General features: G+C 71.6%; 20 protein-coding genes. 7 read left to right on the forward strand and 13 right to left on the reverse strand.

Annotation, left to right across the window (positions count from 1 at the left end):
• The first annotated feature begins 66 nt into the window (after positions 1 to 66).
• A complete protein-coding gene (gene rlmN, locus M6G65_RS10510) occupies positions 67 to 1,341 on the forward strand; it encodes a dual-specificity RNA methyltransferase RlmN (protein ID WP_238196622.1) in 1,275 nt (424 codons plus the stop codon).
• A 41-nt stretch (positions 1,342 to 1,382) separates the two neighbouring features.
• Here rlmN and M6G65_RS10515 read toward each other — a convergent pair whose 3' ends face one another.
• From M6G65_RS10515 to kdoO, 4 genes are all read right to left on the reverse strand, one after another.
• Entirely contained in the window at positions 1,383 to 2,507 is a 1,125-nt protein-coding gene (locus M6G65_RS10515) for a mechanosensitive ion channel family protein (protein WP_238196623.1), read from the reverse strand.
• Between the two features lie 293 nt (positions 2,508 to 2,800).
• Positions 2,801 to 8,107, reverse strand: coding sequence for an alpha-2-macroglobulin family protein (locus tag M6G65_RS10520; protein WP_250103907.1), 5,307 nt, complete (start codon positions 8,105 to 8,107; stop codon positions 2,801 to 2,803).
• A 129-nt stretch (positions 8,108 to 8,236) separates the two neighbouring features.
• Positions 8,237 to 8,536, reverse strand: a complete 300-nt coding sequence (locus M6G65_RS10525) for an antibiotic biosynthesis monooxygenase family protein (protein ID WP_010685588.1) — start codon at positions 8,534 to 8,536, stop codon at positions 8,237 to 8,239.
• A gap of 16 nt (positions 8,537 to 8,552) precedes the next feature.
• Complete coding sequence (gene kdoO, locus M6G65_RS10530) at positions 8,553 to 9,413, reverse strand: Kdo hydroxylase KdoO (RefSeq protein WP_238196625.1); 861 nt, start codon at positions 9,411 to 9,413, stop codon at positions 8,553 to 8,555.
• Positions 9,414 to 9,618: 205 nt separating this feature from the next.
• On the opposite strand from kdoO, the gene M6G65_RS10535 reads away from it, so the two are divergent.
• On the forward strand, positions 9,619 to 10,068 hold the full coding sequence (locus tag M6G65_RS10535; protein ID WP_238196626.1) for an RNA polymerase subunit sigma-70: 450 nt from the start codon (positions 9,619 to 9,621) through the stop codon (positions 10,066 to 10,068).
• A gap of 56 nt (positions 10,069 to 10,124) precedes the next feature.
• On the opposite strand, the gene olsB is transcribed toward M6G65_RS10535, so the two are convergent.
• Both olsB and M6G65_RS10545 read right to left on the reverse strand, forming a co-directional pair.
• The gene (olsB, locus tag M6G65_RS10540; protein ID WP_238196627.1) at positions 10,125 to 11,126 is read right to left on the reverse strand and encodes a l-ornithine N(alpha)-acyltransferase; all 1,002 of its coding nucleotides are present in this window, start codon (positions 11,124 to 11,126) and stop codon (positions 10,125 to 10,127) included.
• A gap of 164 nt (positions 11,127 to 11,290) precedes the next feature.
• Positions 11,291 to 11,773 carry an Hsp20 family protein gene (locus M6G65_RS10545; protein WP_192708402.1) on the reverse strand — a complete coding sequence of 161 codons (483 nt, stop codon included), beginning with the start codon at positions 11,771 to 11,773 and terminating at the stop codon, positions 11,291 to 11,293.
• A 194-nt stretch (positions 11,774 to 11,967) separates the two neighbouring features.
• Between M6G65_RS10545 and M6G65_RS10550 the strand changes: the two genes are divergently transcribed.
• Positions 11,968 to 13,002: an alpha/beta fold hydrolase gene (locus tag M6G65_RS10550; RefSeq protein ID WP_238196628.1), complete on the forward strand. Its 1,035-nt coding sequence runs from the start codon at positions 11,968 to 11,970 to the stop codon at positions 13,000 to 13,002.
• A 4-nt stretch (positions 13,003 to 13,006) separates the two neighbouring features.
• Here the strand turns inward: M6G65_RS10550 and M6G65_RS10555 are convergent, their stop codons facing one another.
• Entirely contained in the window at positions 13,007 to 13,531 is a 525-nt protein-coding gene (locus tag M6G65_RS10555) for a SixA phosphatase family protein (RefSeq protein WP_238196629.1), read from the reverse strand.
• A gap of 204 nt (positions 13,532 to 13,735) precedes the next feature.
• Between M6G65_RS10555 and M6G65_RS10560 the strand changes: the two genes are divergently transcribed.
• On the forward strand, positions 13,736 to 14,659 hold the full coding sequence (locus M6G65_RS10560) for a class I fructose-bisphosphate aldolase (RefSeq protein WP_238196630.1): 924 nt from the start codon (positions 13,736 to 13,738) through the stop codon (positions 14,657 to 14,659).
• Positions 14,660 to 14,685: 26 nt separating this feature from the next.
• Here the strand turns inward: M6G65_RS10560 and M6G65_RS10565 are convergent, their stop codons facing one another.
• The 3 genes from M6G65_RS10565 to M6G65_RS10575 all read right to left on the reverse strand — a co-directional run bounded on the left by M6G65_RS10565 (position 14,686) and on the right by M6G65_RS10575 (position 17,668).
• Positions 14,686 to 15,537, reverse strand: a complete 852-nt coding sequence (locus M6G65_RS10565; protein WP_250103908.1) for an AAA family ATPase — start codon at positions 15,535 to 15,537, stop codon at positions 14,686 to 14,688.
• A 233-nt stretch (positions 15,538 to 15,770) separates the two neighbouring features.
• Complete coding sequence (locus tag M6G65_RS10570; protein ID WP_192708398.1) at positions 15,771 to 16,412, reverse strand: hypothetical protein; 642 nt, start codon at positions 16,410 to 16,412, stop codon at positions 15,771 to 15,773.
• Positions 16,409 to 17,668: an ATPase gene (locus tag M6G65_RS10575; RefSeq protein WP_238196633.1), complete on the reverse strand. Its 1,260-nt coding sequence runs from the start codon at positions 17,666 to 17,668 to the stop codon at positions 16,409 to 16,411. The genes M6G65_RS10570 and M6G65_RS10575 overlap by 4 nt, the downstream gene beginning before the upstream one ends.
• 313 nt (positions 17,669 to 17,981) lie before the next feature.
• Here M6G65_RS10575 and M6G65_RS10580 point away from each other — a divergent pair, with 313 nt between their 5' ends.
• A complete protein-coding gene (locus tag M6G65_RS10580; RefSeq protein WP_250103909.1) occupies positions 17,982 to 19,844 on the forward strand; it encodes a cation:proton antiporter domain-containing protein in 1,863 nt (620 codons plus the stop codon).
• A 15-nt stretch (positions 19,845 to 19,859) separates the two neighbouring features.
• On the opposite strand, the gene M6G65_RS10585 is transcribed toward M6G65_RS10580, so the two are convergent.
• Entirely contained in the window at positions 19,860 to 20,267 is a 408-nt protein-coding gene (locus M6G65_RS10585; RefSeq protein WP_238196635.1) for a hypothetical protein, read from the reverse strand.
• 334 nt (positions 20,268 to 20,601) lie between these two features.
• Here M6G65_RS10585 and M6G65_RS10590 point away from each other — a divergent pair, with 334 nt between their 5' ends.
• Positions 20,602 to 21,777, forward strand: coding sequence for a vWA domain-containing protein (locus tag M6G65_RS10590; RefSeq protein WP_238196727.1), 1,176 nt, complete (start codon positions 20,602 to 20,604; stop codon positions 21,775 to 21,777).
• Between the two features lie 168 nt (positions 21,778 to 21,945).
• Here the strand turns inward: M6G65_RS10590 and M6G65_RS10595 are convergent, their stop codons facing one another.
• Positions 21,946 to 22,266: a 2Fe-2S iron-sulfur cluster-binding protein gene (locus M6G65_RS10595; RefSeq protein WP_192708394.1), complete on the reverse strand. Its 321-nt coding sequence runs from the start codon at positions 22,264 to 22,266 to the stop codon at positions 21,946 to 21,948.
• A 160-nt stretch (positions 22,267 to 22,426) separates the two neighbouring features.
• Entirely contained in the window at positions 22,427 to 22,747 is a 321-nt protein-coding gene (locus tag M6G65_RS10600; protein WP_238196636.1) for an Hpt domain-containing protein, read from the reverse strand.
• Between the two features lie 288 nt (positions 22,748 to 23,035).
• Between M6G65_RS10600 and M6G65_RS10605 the strand changes: the two genes are divergently transcribed.
• Entirely contained in the window at positions 23,036 to 25,756 is a 2,721-nt protein-coding gene (locus M6G65_RS10605) for an apolipoprotein A1/A4/E family protein (RefSeq protein ID WP_250103910.1), read from the forward strand.
• Positions 25,757 to 26,113: the final 357 nt, after the last annotated feature.

Genomic DNA, 26,113 nt, shown 5'->3' on the forward strand with positions numbered 1-26,113 from the left:
ATTCGCATTCGCCGCCGCGATCGCCTATATCAGAGCCTTTCCAATCGTATGGATCGTTTGAACGCTATGGCGACGCCGTCGCTCGACAGCGCCCGCGCGGCCGATGCCGCGATCGAGAAGGCGCCCGATTTCCTCCCCGAGGCGCTGCCCGGCCGCCGCCCCTCGCTGGTCGGCCTGACCCGCGACGCCCTCAAGGCGCAGCTCGTCGGCATGGGCGTGCCCGAGCGCGAGAGCCGGATGCGCGCCGGCCAGGTCTGGCACTGGGTCAATTTCCGCGGGGCGTCCGACTTCGCCGAGATGACCAATGTCGGCAAGGCGCTGAAGGCGCAGCTCGCCGAGCACTTCACACTGGAGCGGCCCGAGGTGGCCAGCCGGCAGGTCTCCCGCGACGGCACCCGCAAGTGGCTGCTGCGCATGGCGCCGACCAACCGGCAGGAGCACAATCGCGGCGCTGAGATCGAGTGCGTCTACATTCCCGGCCCGGATCGGGGCACGCTCTGCGTGTCCTCCCAGGTCGGCTGCACCCTGACCTGCTCGTTCTGCCACACCGGCACGCAGCGCCTCGTGCGCAACCTGTCGGCGGCCGAGATCGTTCAGCAGCTCGTCACGGCCCGGGACGAGCTCGGCGACTGGCCCGGCCAGATGCCGAGCCGCGACGCGGGCGGCGCCGGCGAGGTCGGCCGGCTCGTGACCAACATCGTGTTCATGGGCATGGGCGAGCCCCTCTACAACCTCGACGCCGTGGTCGATGCGGTCGGCGTCATGTCGGACCAGGAGGGCCTCGGCCTGTCCCGCCGCCGGATCACGGTCTCGACCTCGGGGGTCGTGCCGCAGATCCCGAGACTCGGCGAGCAGGCCAACGCTATGCTGGCGATCTCGCTCCACGCCGTGCGCGATGACCTGCGCGACGAGCTGGTGCCGCTCAATCGGAAATACCCGATCGCCGAGCTGCTCGCGGCCTGCCGCGCCTATCCGGGCCTGAGCAACGCCCGCCGGATCACCTTCGAGTACGTGATGCTGAAGGGCGTCAACGACTCGGACGCGGACGCGCGGGAGCTGGTCCGCCTGCTCAAGGGCATCCCGGCCAAGATCAACCTGATCCCGTTCAACCCCTGGCCGGGCAGCCGCTACGAGTGCTCCGACTGGGACCGAATCGAGCGCTTCTCGGAGATCGTGTTCAACGCCGGCTACGCCTCGCCGGTGCGCACGCCCCGGGGCCGGGACATCCTGGCGGCCTGCGGCCAGCTCAAGAGCGAGACCGAGAAGCTGCGCGCCCGCGCCCGGCTGATGCAGGAAGAGGGCATCGGCGTGGAGAGTTTCTACGCGGGCGCCGACGACTGACATTCGTCTTTGCTTCGCTGCGCGGGCGATGACGGTGCGGCTCACGCCGCGAACCGTCGCTCCTCCGCCCGGCGCAGGGCCGGCTCCTCGGTGCCGACCCATTCCGTGCGGTGCCGCGGCAGGGCCTCCGGGTGCCCGGCCTGGAGCCACGTGATCATCGCCTCGCGGACCACGCAGCGCAGGTCCCAGGCCTGGGGCGCGTTGCGGGCGCTCACCAGCATCCGGATCTCGATCGTCGATTCCTTCGCGTCCGAGACCTGGAGATTGACCACCTTGCCGTCCCACAGGGGCGTGGCCCTGGCGATCTCCGTGAGCTTCTCGCGCATGGCCGCCACCGGCGCCCGGTGATCGACGTAGAGGAAGACGCTGCCGATCAGCGAGGCGCCGTCGCGGGTCCAGTTCTGGAACGGCTTCTGGATGAAGTAGGTCAGCGGCAGGACCAGCCGGCGCCAGTCCCAGAGGCGGACCACCACGTAGGTCGCGGTGATCTCCTCCACCCAGCCCCACTCGTTCTCGACGATGATCGCGTCCTCGATCCGGATCGGCTGCGTGATGGCGATCTGGATGCCGGCCACGAGGTTCGACAGGACCGGCTGCATCGCGAGGCCGAGGACGAGGCCCGCCGCGCCCGCCGAGGCGAGCAGGCTGACGCCGTACTGGCGCACCGGCTCGAAGGTCATGAGCGCCACCGAGAGGGTGATCAGCGCCACCAGGGTGACGCCCGCGCGCTCCAGGATCCGCATCTGGGTGAAGTGCTTGCGCGCCAGGAGGTTGTCCTCGGCGTCGAGCTTGAACCGGCGCAGGTAGATCACCGTGGCGATGTGGAGCGCCGTGGCGCAGCACCAGCCGGTCAGCGTCACGAAGGCGACCAGCAGGATCTGGTTGAGGGCGATCCGCACCTCCCAGGACAGGTGCACGGTTGTCGAGGCGAGGCTGATCGCCACCACGATCAGGCCGAGGCGGCTCGGCCCGCGGGTGCGCGACACCAGCGAGCGCCAGAACAGGCTCTTGCCCGCGATCGCCCGCTTCATCGCCCGGTAGACGATCCCGTGCAGGGGCATCACCACGGCACAGCAGGCGACGATGAGGATCAGGCTCTCGGCCCACCACGGCAGGTAGGCCAGCGCGCGGGCTGCGGAGCCGGCGAGCGCGTCGAGGTCCGGCATCGGGCATCGCTCCACGGGTTCCGAACGGGACCTGGGGCAATGGGTGGGCGCTCGCGGGGGTTCCGCAGTGCACCATGTGCCCGCCGCAACGCAGCGGCCCGGCCCGGCGGGTTGCGCCCTCGCGTTCGACACCAAGCTCGGACGACGGCCTCAGCACCACCGTCCTTGCGAGCGGAGCGAAGCAATCCTGGGAAGCGCCACGCTCAGCGACGGCGGACTGGCCCTGGGTCGCTTCGCTGCGCTCGCGATGACGGGAGGGCGACGTCGAGCGGAGCGTCCGAACGCCGCCCGCCCTACTTGGCCGCCCCGACCGTCACGCTGCCCGAGGCGGTCCGGCCGAACCGCGCCGGCCGGTACATGTCCTCCACGGTGGCGCCCGGGTGGACGTAGGTCCCCGGCGAGACCGCCCGCACCGTGTAGGCCACGGTGAAGAAGGCCGACTGGCTCGGGTCACGGTCGTAGGCCGCCACGAAGCGGTCGTCCCGGAACTCGGTGTGGACCGGCTGCACGTCGGACTTGGCGAAGGCGAGCCCCTGGAGCGCGTCGGCGTCGAGGAGCTTCGGGTTGTCGATCTCCAGCCCCGCCGGCAGCGGATCGACCAGCAGGAGCCGCGCCGCTTCCGCCTTGGCCTCGGTGACCTTGAGCACGACCACGAGCCGGTCGTTCTGGCGCAGGCCGCTCGCCGGGTCGGCGACGCTGCCGTCCAGCCGCCGGAAGCTGCGCTCGATCGTGTAGCCCTGCTGGGCTGCCGGCTCCGGCACCAGAGGGCTGCCGTTGACGGTCACGGCCACCTGCACGGGGCTGCGCCCGGTATTGGTGAGCTGAACGCCCCGGTCGGCCAGGGCCGCCTCCCGGTAGACCCGGGCCAGCAGGCCGGTCTGCGGAGCGCCGTCCAGGGTGAACGACAGCGCGCCCGCCTCGTTCGACAGGCTCTCGGCGGCGAGCACCATCCAGGCATTTTCCTGCGTGCTCGCCGACCGCTCGGCCTGCTGCTCCTCGCCGAGCACGGAAGCGGCGGGGCCGAGGGCCCCCTGCGCCAGCCCGCTCTCGGCGGCCAGCGTGATCAGCCCGGCGCCGTCGCGCAAGCGGGAGCCGTAATCGGCGCGGTACAGGCCCTTGTCGCGGTCGGTCCGCAGCACGGTGAGCGCCGAGTCCATCGCCTTCGCGGCCCGGCCGCGGTCGCCCAGCAGCGCCAGGGCGGCGGCGAGCTGCGCGCGCCCGAGGGCCGAGGAGAAGTCGCCGATCTTGGTGTCGGCGAGGTAGCGCAGGTCGCCCATCACCGGCCGGCCGTTCCGGGCGAGCACGTAGGCCGCGTAGGCGAGGTCGGCGCCGCCGTTGCGCACCTCGGTGGCATTGGCCACCGCGTTGCGCAGGTAGTCGAGGGCCTGGGCAAAGGGCTTCTGCGGCACCGCGAAGCCGCGCTCGCGGGCGCGGGTCAGGAAGTCGGTCACGTAGGCATCGAGCCAGAGATCGCTCGACCCCTGGGCCGACCACAGGCCGAAATCGCCGCTCGAATCCTGGCGGGCGAGCAGGCGCTCGATCGATTCGCGCACCCTTTCGTCCGCGCCCGCGTCGAGGGCGAGCTTCTCCAGGGCCGCGAGCTTGTTGACGTAGAGGAGCGGCATCGCCCGGCTCACCACCTGCTCGGAGCAGCCGTAGGGGTAGCGGTCGAGGGCCCGGAGCAGCGCCGCCACGTCGACTCCCGGTAGTGCCGTGGCCGAGAGCGAGACGCTGCCGGTCCCCGGCTGCAGGTCGGCGAGGAGGTCCGAGGTCAGCGTCAGGCCGGCCCCCGGGGCGAGGCTGCGCACCGAGCGGCGCAGCAGGGCGCCGGTCCCCGGAGAGATCCCCAGGGCGAAGCTCTGGTTCAGGGCGGCCGAAAGGCCGGGCCCCGACAGAGCGAGGTCGAGCCGGGCCGTGCCCGGTCCGGCGGCGGTGAGCGGGATCGCGAACTGGCCCTTGGCGCCGGCCTCCAGCCGCAGCGTCTGCCGCAGGGCGCTGGCGCCGACCACGACCGGGCCGGTCGGGCTCAGGTCGACCGTGTAGTCGCCCGCCTGCCCCTCGACGTTGTCGAGGGCCACGAACAGGCGCGAGCGGTCGCCGGTGTCGAGGAAGCGCGGCAGTGTGGCGCTCAGCACAACCGGGTCGCGGATGATCACGTCGGCCTGCGCCTGCCCGACCCGGTCACCGCTCCAGGCGGTGACCATGACGCGGCCGGTGCCGTTGAAGGCCGGAATCGGGAAGGTCACGCTGGCCGCGCCGTCCGGCCCCACGGTGACGATTCCGGAATAGAGCGCCAGCGGCGCCTGGGTCGGCGGGGAATCGGCGAGTTCGCCGCCGCCCGCGTCGCCGCCGGAGCGGATCGCCCCGGCCGAGCCCTGCATGCCGTCGATCAGGTAGCCGTAGAGGTCGCGGACCTCCGGCCCGAGCGCCCGCTGGCCGAGGAAGTACTGGGTCGGGTCCGGCGCCGCGTAGCGGGTCAGGTTGAGGATGCCGACATCGACCAGCGCCACGGTGATCCGCGCCGGCTCGCCGGCCTTCAGCCCGGTGAGCTGGAGCGGCACGGTCAGGTCCTGGCGCGGACGCGCCCGCTCCGGCGCCTTCAGGGCGACCCCGAGGCTGCGCCGCTCCCGGTCGACCGAGAACCACGCGAGCCCGAGGGCCCGGCCCGGCAGGCGCTTGGCCGCCTGGTCGAGGGGCCGGTAGGCGGTGGCCACCAGGTAGGCGCCGGCGCCCCACTCGGCCTTCACCGGGATGCTGACCGTGGTGCCGCCCTCCGGCACGCTGACCTCCAGGGTCTGGTGCACGCGGTCGCTGACGACCATCAGGCTGGCCTGCCCCTTGAACTTCGGGCTGAGCTTGGCCCGCAGGGTGTCGCCGGCCGCGTAGGCGGCCCTGTCGAGGGTCAGGTCGAGCAGGTCGGGCGCCTCCGCGGTATCGGAGCCGCCCCAGCCGACCTCGAAGCCGAGGCTCGCGGTCGCCTCCGGGGCGCCCGCGGTCGAGACCTCCAGCCGGTAGCGGCCGAGGCCGACCGGCGCCTCGATCCGGCTCGGGCCGGCGGCCGTGAGGTCGACCGTGCCGCTGGCGACGCGCCGGGCGGACTTGACCGCCTCGAACGACCAGCGCCCGTCCGCCCGGTACCACTGGTAGGAGGAGTCGATCCGCGACAGGGTCCAGCTCACGCCCGGCCGGGCGAGGAGCGCCCCGTCGGGGCGCGCGAACACCGCGTCGAAACCCGCGATCCCGCCCTCCTTCAGGTCGGTGAAGCCCTTGCGCAGGGCGAGGACCGGGTTGGCCGGGAGGATCGGCAGGGTCAGGCTGCGCGACAGCGCCCGGCCCCCAGGCTCGCCGACCGGCAGCGTGATCTTCGCCTCCAGCGCCCGCGGCGCCGCCACCTGCGGCACCGGCACCGTGACGGTGGCCGCGCCCTGCGCGCTCGTGGTGGCGTGGTCCTGCAGTTCCTGGGTCGCCGGCTCGACCGCCTCGTCGCCGAGACCGATTGAGTAAGTCTCCAGCCCCTTGATGCCGCTGGTGGCCGCCGCCTGCACGGTGACGCTGCCCGACACGTCGAGATCGGCGCCCGGGGCGCCGTAGAGGTAGCGGGCGGCGACGTCGACCTGGGCGGCCTCGCCCCGGTTCAGGGCCGCCTGACGCGCCTTGAGGGTCACCTCCAGCCGCTCGGGGACGTAATCCTCCACGAGGAAGCTGGTCTCGCCGATCGCGGGCGCCTTCGGGTCCGTGTAGGCGGAGACCCGCCACGTGCCGTGCATCGCCCCCGACAGGAGCGGCAGCGGCAGGGACCGGCCGCCGAGCCCCTGGTCGGGCACCGAGACGCGCCGGTACTCGACGCCATCCGGCCGCTTGGCCACCAGGGTCAGCGGCAGGTCCGGCACGGCGGCGCCGCGGGGGTCGCGCAGCAGGGCGGTGAGCTGGACGGTCTCGCCCGTGCGGTAGACCCCGCGCTCCGGGAACAGGTAGGCGTCGAGGCCGCCGGTCTCGGGCCGTCCCTTCACGCCGCGGTCGGTGAGGTCGAAGGCGCCGAGGTTGAGGTCGAGGAAGCCGTAATCGCCGCCCGCCTGGGCGACCACGAGGCTCGGCGCCAGGCCGCCCTCCCCGCGGGCGAGCCCCGGATCGAAGGCGGCGTGCCCCTGCGAATCCGTGGTCCGGGTGCCCAGCACCTCGTTGTTGCGGGCGACCAGCCGGATCTCGGCGCCCGGCATCACCTGCGCGGAGGCGAGCGAGCGCAGGACCACGGTGACCCCGTCCCGGCCCTTGGTGGCGGTCAGCCCCAGGTCGGAGACCACGAACCACTGGGTCGCCTGGGTGTCGTACTCCTCGTCGGAGGCGGCCGTGCCCGAGGGACGGGCCAGCATCACGTAGAGGCCGGGCTCCAGCTTGCCCACGGCCTGCAGCACCGGGAAGGCGGTGACGGCCTCCTGATTGATCTCGGCCTTGGCGGTGTCGAGGGTGCCCTTCCAGACGCGCTGGCCTTTCTCGGACGCGATCGTCCGGGCGGTGGCGCCGCTGAGCTGGCCGAGGAAGTCCTCGGACCGCAGGGTCGGCAGCAGGCCGCGGTCGCCGATGCGCAGAACCTCGACGTCGAGCTTCGGCGCGTTCACCGAGACCAGGGGCACGCCCGCCTGCCCAGTCCGCGGCAGGACGTAGTTGCGCCCGGTGAAGCGCACCTGCGGGGCGCGGTCGCGGACGTAGATCTCGTAGTCGGCGGCCTTGAGCAGGCTCTCGCCGACCGCCGAGGGCAGGCCCTGGCGCACCACGATGGCGTAGCGGCCGCCGTGCTTGAGCCCGTCGACGCAGACCTGGGCGCCCTCCCCGGTCACGGCGGCCGCGCTGCTGCCCGAGACGGCGACGAACGGCGCGTAGTCGGTCTTGGGCCGGATCGCCTCCGAGAAGGTGAAGCAGGCCCGCGGGGCGGCCGCGTCGGAATCGACCTTGTAGTCGAGGATGCGGAAGCCGTGCTCCGCCCGCAGGGTCTCGTAGGTCTCCCGGACCGGACCGCTCTCGGCCAAAGCGAGGCTCGCCGCATAGGCGTCAAGCGCCGGCCGCCAGGATTCCTGCTCGGCCTCCGCGGCGCCGAGCGCGGCCAGCGAGGCCGCCGCGTCGGCGGCCGTGCCGGCGCGCTCGTAGGCGCGGTAGGCGGCGGCCGTCACCCGCCCGCGTAGCCGCGACCGGCCCTGGTAGTCGTTGTCCTCGAGCGCGCCCAGGGCCGCCGCGGCCCCGCGGGCGTAGGCCAGCCAGTTGCGCCCGTCGGCCGGGTCGGCCGCCACCGCGGCGGCGAGCGGCGCCAGCGCCTCGTCGGGCTTGTCGGCGGCGAGCAGGGCCAAACCGGCGGCGCGGGACTGGCTGGGGGGCCGGAGCGAGCCCCCGGCCTCCGCCTTCAGCGCGGTCTCCAGGCGGACCGCCGCGCTGGCGAGGTCGGGCCGGACGAAGGTGCGGGCGAACGTCGCGGCGACGGCCGTGACCGGCCGAGGCGCGGTGCGGGCCGCAGGTGGGGACTGGGCGAGCGGGGTCTGGGCGAGAGCCGGAACGCCCGCGATCCCTCCGAGGAGCGCCAGGGCACCCGCGAGCCGTCCGAGCCGCGCCATCAGCCTGTTCCTCACCCGCCGCAACCCCGATGATTCGCTTCGGGCTTGATCGCGCGGGAGCCTAGCATCGGCGATCGGGCTCGCAACGCTTCGGATCGCTGGAGGCCCTGCCCGGCCTCGCGCCGGGGCTCAGAACGCCTTCAGCACCTGTTCGGCGTGCTCGACGGCCACCGGACCGGCGAAGCAGTGGGAGACCAGGGCGCGGTAATCCTGCCAGGGCTGCGAGCCGGTGAAGTCCTTGGTGTGGGCCTCCAGCGTGTCCCAGTGGATCAGCAGCCGGTAGCGCTGCGGGTGCTCGATGGAGCGCCGCACCTCGAAATGCCGGCAACCCTTGGCCTGCTTGAAGATCGCCGAGGCCTCGGTGATGCCCTTCTCGAACTCGGCCTCCAGGCCGGGCTTGATCTCGATCTGCGCGATTTCGAGGATCATCGGTGACGTCCCTGTCTCAGGTGCGAAGGGCGCGGCCGAGCTTGGCCGCGAGGATGCGCTGCGGGCTCAGGGCCGGGTCGGCCTGGGCGGCGACCGGCAGGTAGGCGGTCTGCTCCAGCATGTAGCGGCCGCCCATGGCGCCGTGCATCACGAGGTCGGAGAAGGTCACCCAGGTCTCGCCGGGGCGGAACTCCACGTCGGCCTGCGGCGCCGACGCCTGGTAGGTCTCGTCCTGCTTGAGGGCGTCGTGCAGGTGCAGCATCAGGTGGTCGTATTCTGAGCGCTTCGCCTTGGTGATGCGCAAAGCCGCGAGCAGGCGCGCCGAAAGCGGGGAGTAGCCCGGCAGCCGCGGCAGGAACTTATCCGCCATGGACCCGAAATCCTCGCCGACCCGCCAGCGCCGCGGCTCGCCCGCCGGGTTGATGTTGCGGAACACCCGCAGGATCCGCTTCTCGCCGATCGGGTTCGACGGGAACGCGTCGACGTGCAGCCGCGTGTCGTCGCGCCGCCAGCTCAGCTTGCGCCGGTCGACGTCGAAGGGCCGATAGGAGGTGCCGGCGAGGCTCACGCGGTCGCGATACGCGGGCAGGTAGGTGCCGATCAGGTCGCGGGCGAAGCCGCGGTACCGGATCAGGAGCTGGCGCAGGGCCTCCTGCTCCTCCGGCGTGCCGGCCGCGCCGCGCAGCTCGGCGGCCTCGCCCCGGATGTTGACGTTCTTGGCCTTGCCGTCCGCGAAGGGCTGCTCGGTGAACCGGCGCTCGAACTCGCTGAACGGGAAGGGCAGATCGGGGAACAGCAGGACCGCCCCGGCCTCCAGCTCCCGGGCCAGGGAGCCGGGCGTCTCGCCGGGAGCGACTCTGCGGATCGGGCTGATCATCGTGCGCGGGCTGGCCCTGCCATGTCGGGTGCGCCCCTGTAGCCGAGGCGCCTCGGGCAGGCCAGGGGCGGCATTTCCGGTGGATGACATCGCGCGTCCACCGACACCGGATCGCGCATCCGGCCGCAGCGCTTGCGCAACCGCTTCGTTCCCGGCACGTTCCCCGGCCAGTACCGGCCCGAGAGCGCGGCGGAGGATGGCGCCGATGGCGACCCTGAAGGAATTCGAGGAAGCCCTGCGCGAGCACGGCATGAACATGGCGCTGGCGCTGCTGGAGCGCCTGCGCGAGCGCGACCGCGCGACCCGCACGGTCAAGCCGGCCCGGCGCCTGACCGGGCAGAAGATGACCCCGGAACTCGCCCGGGCGATCCTGGATCTGCACGCCACGACCGGCATGACCCAGCAGGAGATCGCCTTCAAGGTCGGGGTGAACCAGGGCCGGGTCAACGAGGTGATCAAGCGCGGCAAGTGGCTCACGGACGATCCGGGCGCCCCCGAGGCCGTGGCCCGCGACAAGGCCGTCGCCCGGATGCGCGGCGATCCCAAGCCCAAGAAGCCGGCCGCCGCCCGCTCTGCCTCCGGCCGGACCAAGGAGCGCAAGGCCCCGCCTCCGAAGGCGCGCAATCAGGGGCAGCTGGCCCTGGGAGATCTTTAGAGGCCTCTCGCAGGGACGGCGCGGACGCCCACTTGCGGTTGTCCGATCCAACCCCCTCACCCGGCCGGCGCGAAATGCCCCCGGTAGCGCGCCCCGATCGCCTCGACCGGCAGCGTCACGAACACGTCGGTGGTGCCGAACTGGCGGTCGATCACCGCGCCATCGCCGAAGGTGGCGCCGAGGCGCAGGTAGCCCTTGATCAGCGGCGGCAGGGCCTGCAGGGCCGCCTTGGGATCGACTGCCTCCCTCGGCAGCCGGTCCATCGCCACCGCGCGCTCAGGCAGTGCCGAGGCGCGCCACCCCTCTGGAGCACGGGCATGGTGGTGCAGGAAGGCGAGCGGCAGCGCCAGCCGGTCCGGATCGGTGCCCTCCAGGCTGGCGCAGCCGATCAGCGCGTCGATCCGGTGGTGCAGGACGTAGGCGTAGATCCCCTGCCACAGCAGCTCGACGGTGCGCTTGCTCCGGTAGGGCTTCAGCACGCAGGACCGGCCGAGCTCCAGCAGCCGCCGGTGCCCCTGCGCGGCGAGCAGCGGCCCGAGGTCGTATTCGCCCTCGGAATAGAAGCCGGCATGGCGCGCGGCCACCTCGCTGCGCAGCAGCCGGTAGGTCCCGACCACCTTGGGACGGGGCTCGACGAACGGCTTCGTCCGCTTCGGAGCGGCATGGTCGAGGACGAGGAGGTGGTCGCAGAGCGCGTCGTAGCTGTCGACGTCGCGCCGGGACAGGGCGGCGAGCCCGGTCGGGACCGCCGACATCTCCTCGTAGAACACCTTGAAGCGCAGGCGCTGCGCCCGGCGGATCTCGGATTTCCGCGTCGCCAGCCGCACCTCCAGGCTGCCGATGCGGCCGAGGCTACGTCCCTCGAACGGATCCGGCAGGCGGATGGCGCGATCGGCCGAGAGGACATCGGCGATGCCGGCCGGACCGACCTCGTCCAGGCGTGGTTGCATCTGCCGACGGCGCAGCTTGGCGATCGGCGCGCCGACGCCCCATTGCACGCCCTTGTGCCAGCCGGCTCCCAGTGCGCTGTAGGCTCCGCGGGCGAGATTGGCGACCATGGTCGGGGATCACTCCGGGTGCGCGTCCTGCACCGTCCAGGGGACTTAAGAGCACGAACGCACACGCCATTATGACAGCCGCCACAAGAAAAGCGCCCCAGCGTTCGGCTGGGGCGCTCCGTCACTCTCAGGTCCCGGTCAGGCGGACTGGAAGTCCGGCCGGATCAGGCGGCCTGCTGGACGGCGTCCGTGCGGACGTCACCCTCGATCACCGGGGCGCTGGCGCGGCCCGCCGTGGCGATCTGGATGCGGCGCGGCTTCTTCGCCTCCGGAACCTCGCGGACGAGGTCGATGTGGAGGAGGCCGTTCTCAAGCGCGGCGCCGGTCACCTGAACATGGTCGGCGAGCTGGAAGCGGCGCTCGAAGGCGCGGGCCGCAATGCCCTGATGCAGGAACTCCGCCTTGCCCTCGGGCTTGCGCTCGCCCTTCAGCGTGAGCGCGTTCTCCCGCACCTCGATCGACAGGTCGGACTCGGTGAAGCCGGCGACCGCGACGGTGATGCGGTAGGCGTTCTCGCCGGTCCGCTCGATGTTGTAGGGCGGGTAGGTGGGCGCAGCCTCGGCGCTCGCGAACTGGTCGAGAGCGGAGAACAGCCGGTCGAAGCCGACCGTGGAACGGTAGAGGGGCGCGAGATCGAACTGACGCATGACATATCCTCGTGTGAGCAACATGCAATTCCGGTCCGCCCAGAGGGCCGGACCCGTCTTTCGTGCCGCCTGATGGCCGGCACACGAGAGATATCGGAGGCGGAAAAACCGGGTTCAAGACCCCGGCCGATAGCAAGAATCGAGATTTTTTCGCTACGGTCGGACCGCGTACGGACACGCTTGAGGTGAGCCCTGTGAGACGGTTCGACGGTGAGATCGGGCGGGAGCCGCCGCTCCTGACCCTGCGCAGCACGCCGGACAACCCGGTGCCGCCCGGCGGCACTCTGATCGCGGTCGGCACGCGCGACGATTGCACCCTGCGGGCGGCGTACTGGCAGACTACGGCGCGCAGCTGCCGCGGCACGATCTGCCTGCTCCAGGGCCGGGCCGAGTTCATCGAGAAGTACTACGAGACGATCCGGGAGCTGCGGAGCCGGGGCTTCGCGGTCGTCGCCTTCGACTGGCGCGGTCAGGGCGAGTCGGACCGGCGGGTGGACGACCCGCACAAGGGCCACGTCGCCCATTTCGACGAGTACCGCCTCGACCTGAAGGCCGTCGCCGAGACGGTGCTGGTCCCGCTGATGCCGGAGCCGCATATCGGCCTCGCGCACTCGATGGGTGGATGCGTCGCCCTCCTCGGGGCTCTCGACGGCTGGCTGCCGTTCCGGCGCCTGGTGGCGCTGGCGCCGATGCTGTCGATCCGGATGATCCGCTGGCCGGCGGGCGCCGCCCTGCTGTCGCGGGGCTTGCATCGGCTCGGGCTGGGGAGCCGCTACATCCCGTTCGGCAAGCCGGTCTCGATCGCGACGAAACCCTTCGCGGGGAACCGCCTCTCGCGCGATCCCGTCCGCTACGCCCGCAATGCCGCGGCGGCCCGGCAGGTCGGCGCCGGCGCCGTCGGCGATCCGACGATCGCGTGGCTGGCCGAGGCGTTCCGAGCCATGGCGCGCCTGCGCGACCCGCGCGCGGCGCCGCGCATCGCGCTGCCGACGCTGATCCTCGCGGCCGGCGCCGACCCGGTCTGCGGCACCCCCGACACCGAGCGCTTCGCGGCCCGGCTGAAGGCCGGCCATATCCTGGTCCTGCCGGATTCCCGGCACGAGATCCTGACCGAGCGCGACGCGATCCGGCAGGATTTCTGGGCGGCCTTCGAGGCCTTCGCGCCGGGCTCGCCCCTGCCCTCCCACGCGGAGGTCGAGGCGCACGCCGCCGCGGTGCCGGTGGCGTGAGATCTCAGCCGGCGAGGTCCGGGTCGATGTCGCGCGGGCGCACGAACCGCTCCAGGCGGCCCCGGTCCGAGGCGATCTCCGACCAGTGGGCGGCGTCGAACTCGATCACCGCGTAGGCGGCGGTCGGGAACTCCAGGGCGAGGCGGTCGCGGGCGGCCCGCGGCCCCTCCCCCGCCAGATCGACCGCAAGATCGCCGAGGCCCGGGTTGTGGCCGACGACGATCACGGCGGCCGCCGTATCGGGTGCGGTCTTGATCACGTCGAGGATCCGGCGGGCCGGGGCCTCGTAGATCTCCGGCTGCAAGCGCGTCTCGGGATTGCCGAGCGCGGCAGCCATCGCGTCCCAGGTCTCCCGCGTCCGCAGCGCCGTCGAGACCAGGGCGAGGTCGGGGCGGAATCCCTCCTTCGCCAGATGGGCGCCCACGGCCGGCGCGGTCCGGCGGCCGCGGTCGTTGAGCGGACGTTCGCGGTCGGCGACGCCCGCCGGGCGGTCCGACTTGGCGTGCCGCAACAGGATCAGCCTGCGCATCCCATGAGCCTTCGAAGGAGCCATTCGTGGCGTCGTCTCGGGGCGGGGCGTGCGGCTTTCGCCGGACCGGTCCCGTGGACGTCCCTCGATCGGTTAGCCGAAAGTGCGGCGCGCGGGAACCTCGGCTTTCCTCGCCCGGTTCGGAACGCGGGCCGCGGCGCCCCAGCAGACGGCGCGTCGGCCTTTGGCGAAGGAGGCTGCCCGATGGAACGATCGCCCCGCGTCACCGAGATCCTGTCCTGGTACGGGGCCGACAGCCCCGGGACGCTCACCAACCTTGCCCGCATGCTGGAGCACGGCAGACTCGGCGGCACCGGCAAGATGCTGATCCTGCCGGTGGACCAGGGTTTCGAGCACGGTCCCGCTCGCAGCTTCGGCCCGAACCCGCCGGCCTACGATCCGCACTACCATTTCGAGCTCGCCCTGGCGGCGGGCTGCAACGCCTACGCGGCGCCGCTGGGCTTCCTGGAGGCGGGCGCGCGGGACTATGCCGGGCGGATCCCGCTGATCCTCAAGCTCAACGACCACGATCTCCTGGCCGACGAGGAGGATCCCGAGCAGGCGATCACCGGCTCGGTGGCGGACGCGCTGCGGCTCGGCGCCTGCGCCATCGGCTTCACGATCTATCCGGGCTCGACCCACCGCAACGCCATGTACGGCCAGATCCGCGCCATCGCCAAGGAGGCCAAGAGCGTCGGGCTCGCGGTGGTGATCTGGTCCTACGCGCGGGGCTCGGCCCTGTCGAAGGAGGGCGAGACCGCCATCGACGTGATCGGCTACGCGGCGCAGATCGCCGCGCAGCTCGGCGCGCACATCATCAAGGTCAAGCTGCCCACCGCCCATATCGAGCAGCCGGCGGCCAGGAATGTCTATGAGTCGACAAGCATCCCGATCGGCACGGCGGCCGAGCGCGTCCGCCACGTGGTGCAATGCGCCTTCAACGGCCGGCGGATCGTGATCTTCTCCGGCGGCGCCCACGCCGAGGAGGCCCCGTTCCTCGACGAGATCCGGGCGATCCAGGCGGGGGGCGGCTTCGGCTCGATCGTCGGGCGCAACGCCTTCCAGCGCCCCCGCGAAGACGCGCTGAAGCTGCTCGGGCAGATCACCGACATCTACGCGGGCCGATAAGCGGCCCCGGGAAGACCGCCGGCGGCTCAGCCGCCGCGCTGGTCCCGGCGCATCATGAAGGCGAGCTTCTCGAACAGGCTGACATCCTGCTCGTTCTTCAGGAGCGCCCCGTGCAGCGGCGGGATCAGCTTGCGGCCGTCCTGCTCGCGCAGGGTCTCGGGGGCGATGTCCTCGGAGACGAGGAGCTTCAGCCAGTCGAGCAGTTCCGAGGTCGAGGGCTTCTTCTTGATTCCCGGGACCTCGCGCATCGCCAGGAAGGTGCGCAAAGCCTCCTCGGCGAGGCGGTGCTTGATGCCCGGATAATGGACGCCGACGATGCGCTGCAGCGTCTCGGAATCGGGAAACTTGATGTAGTGGAAGAAGCAGCGGCGCAGGAACGCGTCCGGCAGCTCCTTCTCGTTGTTCGACGTGATGATGACGATCGGCCGGCGCACGGCTTTGACGGTCTCGCCGGTCTCGTAGACGTGGAACTCCATCCGGTCGAGTTCGGTCAGCAGGTCGTTGGGGAACTCGATATCGGCCTTGTCGATCTCGTCGATGAGCAGGACCGGGCGCTCGGGCGCCGTGAACGCCTCCCAGAGCTTGCCGCGCCGGATGTAGTTGCCGATCTCCGAGACCCGCGGGTCGCCGAGCTGCGAGTCGCGCAGACGCGAGACCGCGTCGTACTCGTAGAGGCCCTGCTGCGCCTTGGTGGTCGACTTGATGTTCCAGACGATCAGCGGCGCGTTCAGGCCCTTGGCGATCTCCTCGGCGAGCACGGTCTTGCCGGTCCCGGGCTCGCCCTTCACGAGGAGCGGCCTTTCCAGGACCACGGCGGCGTTGACCGCCGCGGTGAGGTCGGGGGTCGCGACGTAGGTCTCGGTGCCGGAAAAGCGCATCGCGGTCTCGGAGAGGTGGGCCTGAAGTCACGGGTAACGCGGGGCGCCGGAGGGCCGCAAGCGCGACGCTGTTTCCAACCCATTCCCCTCATCCTGAGGTGTCCGCGTCAGCGGGCCTCGAAGGAGGGCTCCAGGGATCGCGCAGCGGAGGCCTCCTTCGAGGCCTCCGCTGCGCTCCGGCGCCTCAGGATGAGGGAGAGGGTTGGATTCTCCGGCTCGTCTTTGGGGCCCGGTCAGCCCTTCTCGTGCCAGACGCAGTTCCGGGCCAGGATCTCGAGGTTGACGTCCGACTTCTGCGGCTGCGGCAGGGTCTTGCCGTCCATGGCGAGGTCGATCTTGATCTCGACCTGACCCTTCGCCTCGTTCGAGCGGCGGGAGAAGTAGCAGTATTGCTGGTAGGGCTGGTCGGCGCTGTCCTTGAAGTTCCAGCCGGTCACGATCTGCCCGTCGAGGTACGGCACCTGCTTGAACACCGTGAAGGTGGTGTTCACCGCCGCCTTCGAGGCCGGGGCCGCGTCGCTGCCGAGCTGCGCCCGGGTGGGGGTCGGCGAGGCGGCGACCTTGGGCAGGCCCTCGAGCTTGAGGGTGTTGTCGGTGAGCGTGACCTCGCCCTTGGTCTTCAGGGTCACGTCCGAGAGCGCGGCCTGCATGGCGGCGGCGATCTTCTCCGCTGCCGTGTCGAACTGGTTCAGGGTCGCCCAGCCATAGGCCGCCGCCCCGACGCCGATGCCGGCGAGGCACGCGAAGGCGCCGAAGCCCAGCGCCCGGAACAGGAAGGCCCGGGCGGCGACGTAGCTCGAATCCGCCCGCAGACGGGAATTCACCTGTTGGGCGAGGGCGATGTTCTCAGGAGTTCCGCCCGCGACGTAGTTCATGCGCCCGCTCCCGCAGCAGGTAGGGTCTGGCCCGGCAGGGTCTGGTTGGGCAGAGCCTGCTGGCCCTGGGCCGGTCGGTTCATCGGGATCACCGCGCCCGAGGCGTTGGCGGCGCGCGGCAGGATCGGCTCAGGATGCGAGCGCAGGGCGTCGGCGATCGCGTCCAGCATGTAGGGGGCGGCCTCCGGGTTCACGGCGGCGCCGAGGTCGTCCTCGTCCATGAAGGTCCGGCGGGTCGAGACCGCGCAGAGCGCCAGGATCGTCGACGCGAAGGCCGCGCAGATCGCCGGCAGGAACACGAAGATCCGCAGGAACGCGTGGACCTGGCTCTCGGTCACGTCGATCGGGTCGACGCCGTAGACCATGGCGGTGAAGGAATGGAGCTGCGAGCGGTTGACCGCGTTGCGGTAGCCCTGCTCGGCATCGGCCACGCGCCGGTCGGCGGCCCCCGGATCGAGGGCGGCGCGCGCCTTGCGGGCCTCCTCCAGGTCCTTGATCATGGAGGCGCGGTCGGCGGACGCCTTGGCGACGCCCTGCGACAGGGCGGCGACGCGGGGATCGGCCACGCATTTCAGGTTCTGGTACTTGCGGCCCTTGCTGTTGGTGCCGAACACGCGCTCGCAGCGCTGGGCCGGGAGGCCGGCGAGCTGCTGGGCGTTGTCGGCGGAGCGCTTCTCGATCTGGTCGAGCTCGGCGGTGTACTGGGCCACGCGCTCGTCGGCCGCCTTGATGCGGTCGCCGATCGTGGCGCGGTCGGCCTGCGCGTCCTTCAGGGCGGTCTTCGTCCGGGCCGCTTCCATCAGACGGGGATGGAACATCATCTCGCCGAGCTGCGACACCGACTTGGTGGTCACGCCCGCCGCGAAGATGATGCCGATCACCGCGAGCGCGCGCACGAAGTACGAGCGCTGGGTCCGGGCCAGGATGCCGAGCGGCACGCGGCACAGCTCCACCGCGGCGTAGACCATCGGCGCCAGCAGCATGAAGTAGAAGGCGTGCCAGTCACCGTCGCTGTAGACGCCCGCGAACAGCCACGCGCCCCACAACGAGGCGCCGATCACCATGAACTCGACGAGGTACGCGATACCCACGTAGCCCCACTTGATGCGGTAGCCCTTGTCGACGTGACGCTGGTGGCGCCAGCGATCCGATTCCAGCTTCCACTCGCGCTGCTCGCGCTTCAGGTCGCGGTTGGGTGGCGAAGCAGGACCGGAAAATATCGATTTGATGGAGATCATCGGCCTCGTCGCATCCATCGGGTCCAGTCTCGGGCACGGCCCGGCCGAGCTTAACCCCCGGTTAACTCAGGCGTGTATGCGCGCATTGTGCCGATTTTGCGCCGCGTTGCACGTCTTCACTGCACGCATCCTCTGGATGGCCGTCTGCATCCCGCGTGCCGGTGACCGAAATGTCTCACCCTGGCCGTGTATCCGGCTTGTGTCAGAACGCACCTCGGCGGGACCGATCCGGGACGGAAACCGGTTGCTCCCGCAGGAGCGCCGACCCATGATCGCTAAGCCGTGATCGGCATCCCCGCCGCCCCGAGAGACGAGGTTCGATCCGCCGCCGATGCCAGAGGTCCAGATCTCGGGAGTCCATTCGGGCTCCTACAAGGAAGCGATCCTATTCCTCGTCACGGCGGGCATCGTGGTGCCGCTGTTCCACCGCCTGCGGATCTCGCCGGTTCTCGGCTTCATCGGTGCCGGCGCCCTGCTCGGACCCTTCGGCCTCGGCCGGCTGGCCGACACCTACCCCTCCGTGCATCTCTTCACCATCGGCAACCGCGCCGAGATCGCCCATCTCGCCGAGTTCGGCGTGATCTTCCTGATGTTCATGATCGGGATCGAGCTGTCCTGGGAGCGCCTGCGGATCCTGCGTCGCCTGGTCTTCGGCCTCGGCTCCCTGCAGGTGGGCTGCTCCGCGCTGATCCTCGGGGCGATCCTCTACGGGCTCAACGTGCCGCTCACCGGCGCGGTGATCGTCGGCATCGGCCTCGCCCTGTCGCCGACCGCCGTGGTGCTGCCGGTTCTGGCCGAGCAGAAGCGGCTCAATGCGCCCACCGGCCGCACCAGCTTCGCGGTCCTGCTGTTCCAGGATCTGGCGGTGGCGCCGGTCCTGTTCGCCATCGCGGTGCTCGGCCGCGACGATGGCGGTGACAAGGGCTGGGCGCTGGCAATGGCGCTCGGCCAGGCGGCGATCGCGCTGGTGCTGATCGTGGTCGCGGGGCGCCTTGCGCTGCGCCCCCTGTTCCAGCTGGTGGCGCGCACGCGCTCCACGGAGCTGTTCATGGCGGCCTGCCTGCTGGTCATCGTCGGAACGGCGCTGACCGCAGCGGCGAGCGGCCTGTCGATGACCCTGGGCGCCTTCGTGGCCGGCCTGCTGCTCGCCGAGACCGAGTATCGCCGGGCGATCGAGGCGACGATCGACCCGTTCAAGGGCCTACTGCTGGGCGTGTTCTTCGTCTCGGTGGGCATGAACCTGGACCCGGCCCAGCTCATGGCGTCGCCGGGGGCGATCCTCGGCCTGTCCTTGGCGCTGGTCCTGATCAAGGCCGCCGTGGTGATGATGGCGGCGCCCGTCCTGAAGATCCCCCGGCCGGTGGCCCTGGAGACGGCGCTCCTCCTCGGGCCGGGCGGCGAGTTCGCCTACGTGCTGATCGGCGGCGCCATGGCGACCGGGCTGGTGCCGGAGGAGGTCGGGGCGGCCGCCCTGGTGGTCACCACCGTCACGATGATCATGATCCCGGCCCTGGCGGCGATCGGGCGGCGGCTCAAGATGCGGGCGACGGCCAGCGCCCAGGCCGCCGTCAAGGCGGAGCCGTGGCCGGAGCGGGTGGAGAACCGGGTGATCGTGGCGGGCTTCGGCCGCGTCGGCCGACAGGTCGGCGAGATGCTGGAGCGGCACAAGATCCCGTATCTCGCCGTCGATTCCGACGCCGCCCGGGTCGCCGAGCAGCGCCGCGCCGGCGCGCCGGTCTATTTCGGCGACAGCGGCAACACCGAGATGCTGCGCCGCTGCGACATCGCCACGGCCCGGGCCCTGGTGGTGACCCTCGACAATCCGCGCGCCGTCGAGGCGGCGGTGTCGGCGGCCCGCGCGGAGCGGCCGGACCTGACCATCGTGGCCCGTGCCCGCGACGCCCGTCACGCGTCGTCCCTCTACGAACTCGGCGTCGATGACGCGGTGCCGGAGACGATCGAGGCCTCCCTGCAGCTCTCCGAGGCCGTGCTGGTCGATGTCGGCGTGCCGATGGGACTCGTCATCGCGTCGATCCATGAGCGCCGGGACGAGTACCGGACCCTGCTGAAGAAGCGCGAGAACGAGGCGAAGCCGATCTTCCGCGCCCGCCGCACGGTGGGCAAGACTCTGGGCAAGCCGTCGGCCAAGCGGGAGCCCGAGCGTCAGGAGGTGGCGGCCGGCCAGGAGGCGTGAGGCGCGACGGGTCTCTTAGACCGAGGCGCGATGGGCCTCGTCGTGCTTGGCCCGCCGCGCCACGCGGCTGCGCGGCGCCGGCTCGAACCCGTCGGCGAAGCTGCAGCGGTAGACCAACTCGTCCGGGGGCCCGAGGCCGGTGACCAGGGGCACCGTCACGGTATCTCCGGAGAAGCGCCAGCCGCGTGCGCCCTTGTCCCAATAGAGCCAGACTGTGCCGGGATAGCCGCGCAGGGTGAACACCGCGGCCTTGCGCGACAGGGCCTGCACGGCCCGCGGCGCGTACATGCCCTTGTCCCGGTAGGCCTCCCGGGTCGCGTCCGGCTGACGGTCCATGAAGGTGTTGCGCACCAGCTGAATCGTCGCCCCCGGCTTCCCGAGAAACCGCTTGAAGTCCGCCAGATTCCGCAGGATGACCGCCATCGCGGGTCTCCTCGCTTGCCCTGCGCGGGCCGCGTTGCCGCGTCCGCACACACTCGATGTACCGAGTTGAGCGATTCCCATGACCGAATGAGTGACCGGGCCAGGCTTGCTCGGGCACATATCAACAGATTCGGCGAGTTATGCCCAGGTTATGAGTCCCATTTGTGCGGAGAGACTCGCGTGGCCGTCTGAATCAGCGCTGTTCACAGCGCTGCATCTTGTCGACCATCCGCGAAGATTCAGAATCGCGGTGTAAAACTCTTCCCAAGCGCGGCACTGCCGCCATCGATCGCCCGGGCTTGACCCGCGCCTCCGGGTGGCGCGTTCTCCCGGGATGCTGCTGCAGTTCTTCACGGCCCTCCGGGACGCCAAGGTGCCCGTCTCCCTGAAGGAGTACCTGACGCTTCTCGACGCCCTCGACCGGGGCCTCGCCGGGCACGATGTCGAGGCGTTCTATTTCCTGTCGCGCACGGCGCTGGTGAAGGACGAGGCGCATCTCGACCGGTTCGACCGGGTGTTCGGCACGGTGTTCAAGGGTCTCGAGAGCCTCGGGGAGGCGGTGGAGCCCACACCCATTCCCGAGGAGTGGCTGCGCAAGCTCGCGGAAAAATACCTGACCGAGGCCGAGAAGGCGGAGCTGAAGGCGCTCGGCTGGGACAAATTGTTCGAGACCCTGAAGCAGCGGCTCGCCGAGCAGAAGGGGCGCCACCAGGGCGGCTCGAAATGGATCGGCACCGGCGGCACCTCGCCCTTCGGCGCCTACGGCTACAACCCGGAAGGGATCCGCATCGGACAGGACGGCAACCGCAACTTCCGGGCGGTGAAGGTCTGGGACAAGCGCGAGTTCAAGGATCTCGACGACGACCGGGAGATCGGCGCGCGCACCATGCGCCTCGCGCTGCGGCGCCTGCGCCGCTTCGCCCGGACCGGCGCGGCCGAGGAGCTCGACCTCGACGGCACGATCCGCGAAAGCGCCCGCCAGGGCTACATCGATGTGAAGCTGCGGCCGGAGCGGCGCAATGCCGTGAAGGTGCTGCTGTTCCTGGACGTCGGCGGCTCGATGGACTGGCACATCGAGCAGGCCGAGGCGCTGTTCTCGGCGGCGCGCTCGGAGTTCAAGCACCTCGCGCATTACTACTTTCACAATTGCCCCTACGAGGCGGTCTGGACCGAGAACCGGCGGCGGCACGAGGCGAAGACCCCGCTGCTCGACGTGATCCGCACCTACGGCAGCGACTACCGGCTCGTCTTCGTGGGCGACGCTTCGATGAGCCCCTACGAGATCGCCACAGCCGGCGGTTCGGTGGAGCACTGGAACGCGGAGGCCGGCGCCGTCTGGATGCAGCGGCTCCTCGACCACTTCCCGAAGGCGGCGTGGCTCAACCCCGTCCCCGAGACACACTGGGGCTACACCCAGTCGATCGGCATGATGCAGCGGCTGGTCTCGGGCCGGATGTTCCCGCTGACCCTGGAGGGTCTCGACGCGGCGGCGCGGGCGCTCGTGCGATAACAGATGGGTTTAAGGTCTCACCGCGCGATGCGGGCGGAGGCGATGCCGACCTTGCGAGCGCAGCGAAGCAATCCAGCGGCGCCACATACACGGATGTCGCGCTACCCTGGGTCGCTTCGCTGCGCTCGCGATGACGGGATGTGATCGAACGACCTGAACGGTGCCGTGTCAGCCCTGCTGGGACGGCGTCGTCACCACGAGGCCGTCCAGCGCCGGCGTGATCTTGATCTGGCAGGACAGGCGGGAATTCTCGCGGACGTCGCTGGCGAAATCCAGCATGTCCTGCTCCATGTCCTGCGCCTTGCCGACCGTCTCGATCCAGGCGTCGGCGACGTAGACGTGGCAGGTAGCGCAGGCGCAGGCGCCGCCGCACTCCGCATCGATCCCCGGGACGTTGTTGCGCAGCGCCGTCTCCATCACGGTCGCGCCGACGCTGCCTTCGACGGTCCGCTCCGTCCCGGCGTGGTCGACGTAGGTGATCTTGGGCATGCTGGGGGCTCCGGGCTCGCGTCGAGCGCACTCTGTCCGACGGGCGGCGTGCCTGCTTGGCGGCTGGAAACGCGGAATGCAAGCGCGGCGGTTGACGCCGGTCCCGGATCGATCGCCGGATTGCAAGACCGCGCGCGTCGCGGCGCCCGGAGGGCGGCTCTCAGGTCCGCGCGGCCGCGATCTCGGACAGCGCCGCCGTGACCGCGTCCGCGAGGGCGTCGAGGGCGACCGGTCCGGCGCCGGATCGCAGGTGCGTCTCCGCGACGTCGGCCAGCGCGCGCACCTGAGCGGCCCCGACCCCGGCGGCCGAGCCCTTGAGCGTGTGGGCGAGGTCGGCGCGCTGGTCCCGCGGCAGGGCCGGATCGGTCAGGCGCGGCAGGATCGACCGGCACTGGCCGGCGAACAGGTCCAGAACCTCGCGGGCGAGGTCGGCGTCGCCGCCGGTCTGCGCATCGAGCGCCGCGCGGTCAATGGCCGGCATGTGCGGGCTCCCGATATCCGGATTCGTCGGGGATTGCGGATCTGATCCACACAATTCACCCCCTGATTCGCCGGGCGGGGATCGCGCCCGACCCCTCCCCTGCGGCAGGATGGGGCAGGCGGCAAGCGGCGGGCCCGGTAACCATTCGGTTAACGTTTTCTGGGGCCGCACGTCGGCTCGGGTATCGGCAATCGCTGCCCGAGTTTAGTCTTGTAATGGTAAACGGGGCGTTGCGTCTCCGGCATAAGCCTCTCCAGGCGCCGGTGAACCCGTGTAACGAGGCGTTGAATGGCGACCGAGAAGAAGCTGAAGGATCCGGCCGAGGCCGCGCTCTCTGCGATCGAGCAGGCGCTGAACCTCGACGCCCTGACGCCGAACGGCACCGATGGCCGCGCCGAGCCGCGCCTGCCCGATGTCGGTGATGCCGATCCGCTCCTCGACGGGACGCTCGACCCGGCCGGCCGGACCATGCCGCCGCGCCTCGACCTCGACGCGCCGCTCGTCTCCGACCTGCCTCCGCCCGGCCTGGAACGCCCGCGGCGCGAGGGTGGGCTCCTGCCCCCCGACCGCTCGCTGGTGGCCAACGACGACCGGCGCAACATCGGCATCCTGCAGCAGACCCTACGGGTGCGCTCCTCGCCCAAGCCCTACCTGTTCGCGCTCGCCGCCGGCCTCGTCTGGATCGGCGCCCTCGTGCTGATCGCATGGTCGAAGTCCGAGGGCGACCTGCGCGCCGTCGTCTCGGGCCTGACCGCCCTGCAGGCGAGCGTCGGCGCCGCGGCTCTGTTTGGCCCGGTGGTGCTGTTCGTGATCGCCGCCATGCTGGCGGTGCGCGCCCAGGAGATGCGCCTCGTCGCCCGCGCGGTCGGCGAGGTCGCGGTGCGTCTGGCCGAGCCCGAGAGCTTCTCCACCGACGCGGTTCTGACCATGTCGCAGACCGTGCGCCGCGAGGTGGCGGCGGTCGGCGACGGCGTCGAGCGAGCGCTCGCCCGGGCCGGCGAGCTGGAGACCCTGGTCCGCGGCGAGATCGCCACGCTGGAGCGGGCCTATTCCGACAACGAGATCCGGATCCGCTCCCTCGTCGACGAGCTGGTGGCGCAGCGCGAGGCGATCGTCACCAACGCCGACCGGGTGCGCACCGCCATCACCGGCTCGCACCAGAGCCTGAGCCAGGAGCTGGAGGGCGCCTCCGACCGGATCGTCTCCGCCGTGACCGGCGCGGGCGAGCGGGTGACCGGTGCCCTGGAAACCCGCGGCGCCGAGATCACCGCCTCCCTGGGCGACGCGGGCGACCGGGTGGTCAGCCTGATGACGGCCCGCGGCAGCGACCTGATCGACAATCTCGCGGCCACCAGCCAGGACGTGCGCGGCACCCTCCAGGAGGTCGGCGAGACCCTGACGCGCGCCTTCGAGAGCCGCGCCGGCGAGGCGACCGGCGCCTTCGAGGCTGCCGGCACCGCCCTGGCCGGCCGCCTCTCCGAGAATGCCGGGACCCTCGCCCAGAGCATCGCAGAGACCGGCACGCGCGTGAGCGAGGCGCTGGAGCGTCAGGCCGGCACGGTGCGCGAGAGCTTCGAGCGCTCGGTGACCGGGCTCGAGACCGTGTTCCTGTCGCGCGGCTCGGAGCTGACCGAGCGCTTCGGCACGATGGGCGCCGAGATCACCGCGCGCTTCGCCGAGACCGGCTCCGCCCTCACCGAGGACATCGCCGGCCGCGGCCTGGCGCTCCGCGCCGAGATCGAGAGCGCAGGCCTGTCCGTCGCCGAGACGATCGAGGGCCGCGGGCGCGACGCGCAGGCCGCCCTGGCATTGGCCGCCAGTGGCGCCGGCGAGACCCTGACGGCACGCGCCGGCACGGTGCGCGACGCGTTGATCGACACCGCCGAGCGGATTGCCGAGGCGCTCTCGGACCGCGGTGGCGCCCTCACCGATCGCATGGACGGCATCGCTTCGCGCCTGGACGAGACCGTCACGGTGCGGGCTGCGGATCTGGAGAACCGCGTCGCCGACGCGGCCGAGCGTGCGGGCGGCAGCCTCGCGCATCGGACGCAGGAGGCCACAGCGCGCCTGGAGGCCGCCTTCGCGGCTCTCGGGCAGGGCTTCGAGGCCGGGGCCGCCGCCGCGGTCGGCTCCCTGCAGGGCACCGTCGAAGGGCTGTCCGGCGCGCTCGGCGGCCGCGCCGCCGAGGCCGTGCAAATCTTTGAGCGCCGGGTGGCGGAATCTGCCGCCACGCTCGCGGCGCGCACGGCCGAAGCCGCCGAGGCGCTGCGCGCCGCCGCCGACCAGGCGGGCAATGCCGCCGAGACGCAGACCCGGGACGCCGCTGCCCGGCTCGCCGGTGCGCTGGAGACCCTGCAGAATGCCTCCGCCGAGGTCACCGGCGCCGTCGAGGCCGAGACCGCCATCCTGACGGCTCGCTTCCGCGACGCCGCCGACCGCGCCGGCACGGAACTCGGCGAGCGCGGCATGGCCGCCGTCTCGGCCGTGCGTGCGGCCCTCGGCGACCTCAACCGCGAGCTTGCCGCCCGCACGGGCGACGCCACCGGCAGCCTCGCCGAGGCCGCCCGCGCGGTCTCGGCCGACCTCGCCGCCCGGATCGGCGAGATGGAGGCGGCCTTCGGCGCGCATGGCCGCGGCGTCGCCGAGCTGCTCGCCAGCCACGCCGACGAGACCCAGGCCCGCATCAGCGGCACCGGCCGCGACATCGTGCTCGCGGTGGCGAGCCAGGGTGCCCGCATCGCCGACACGCTCAGCCAGACCGGCGCGAGCTTCGCCGAGACCGCCGACGGCCGGGTCCGCGCGATCGACGAGACGCTGGGCAACCGCCTCGCTGCCCTGCAGGAGACCATCGCCCGCGGCGATATCCTGGCCGACCGGATCGGCCGCGATACGGCGGCCCTGGGCGAGACCGTCGGCGCCCGACTGGAAGAGATGGACCGGCTGATCACCGGCAAGGGCCGGCCGTCGCCGAGACGATCTCGGCCCAGGCCCGCGAGGCCGGCAGCCTGATCGAGACCCATCTCGGAGGCCTCGAGGCGCGCTCTGCCCGGCGGACCGCCGAGATCGGTGCGGCCGTGGCCGACCTCGTCAGCCACATCGACGGGCATCTGGGCAGCCGCGTCGGCGCCGTCGACGAGGCGCTGCGCGCCCGCACCGACGAGATGGCGCGGATCATGGCCGAGGGGCACCGCAGCCTGATCGAGATGCTGGAGGGCCGCACCAGCGGGCTCGGCCAGGACATCGCACGGCACACCGGCGAGATTGCCCGCCGGATCGAGGAGAGCGCCGGCCATTTCGATGCCGGCGTCATCGGCCGCCTTCAGGCGATCGCCGAGACCCTGGACGAGCGCGCGCGCCTCGTCGACG

The sequence above is a fragment of the Methylobacterium tardum genome, assembly GCF_023546765.1.
Lineage (GTDB): Bacteria > Pseudomonadota > Alphaproteobacteria > Rhizobiales > Beijerinckiaceae > Methylobacterium > Methylobacterium tardum.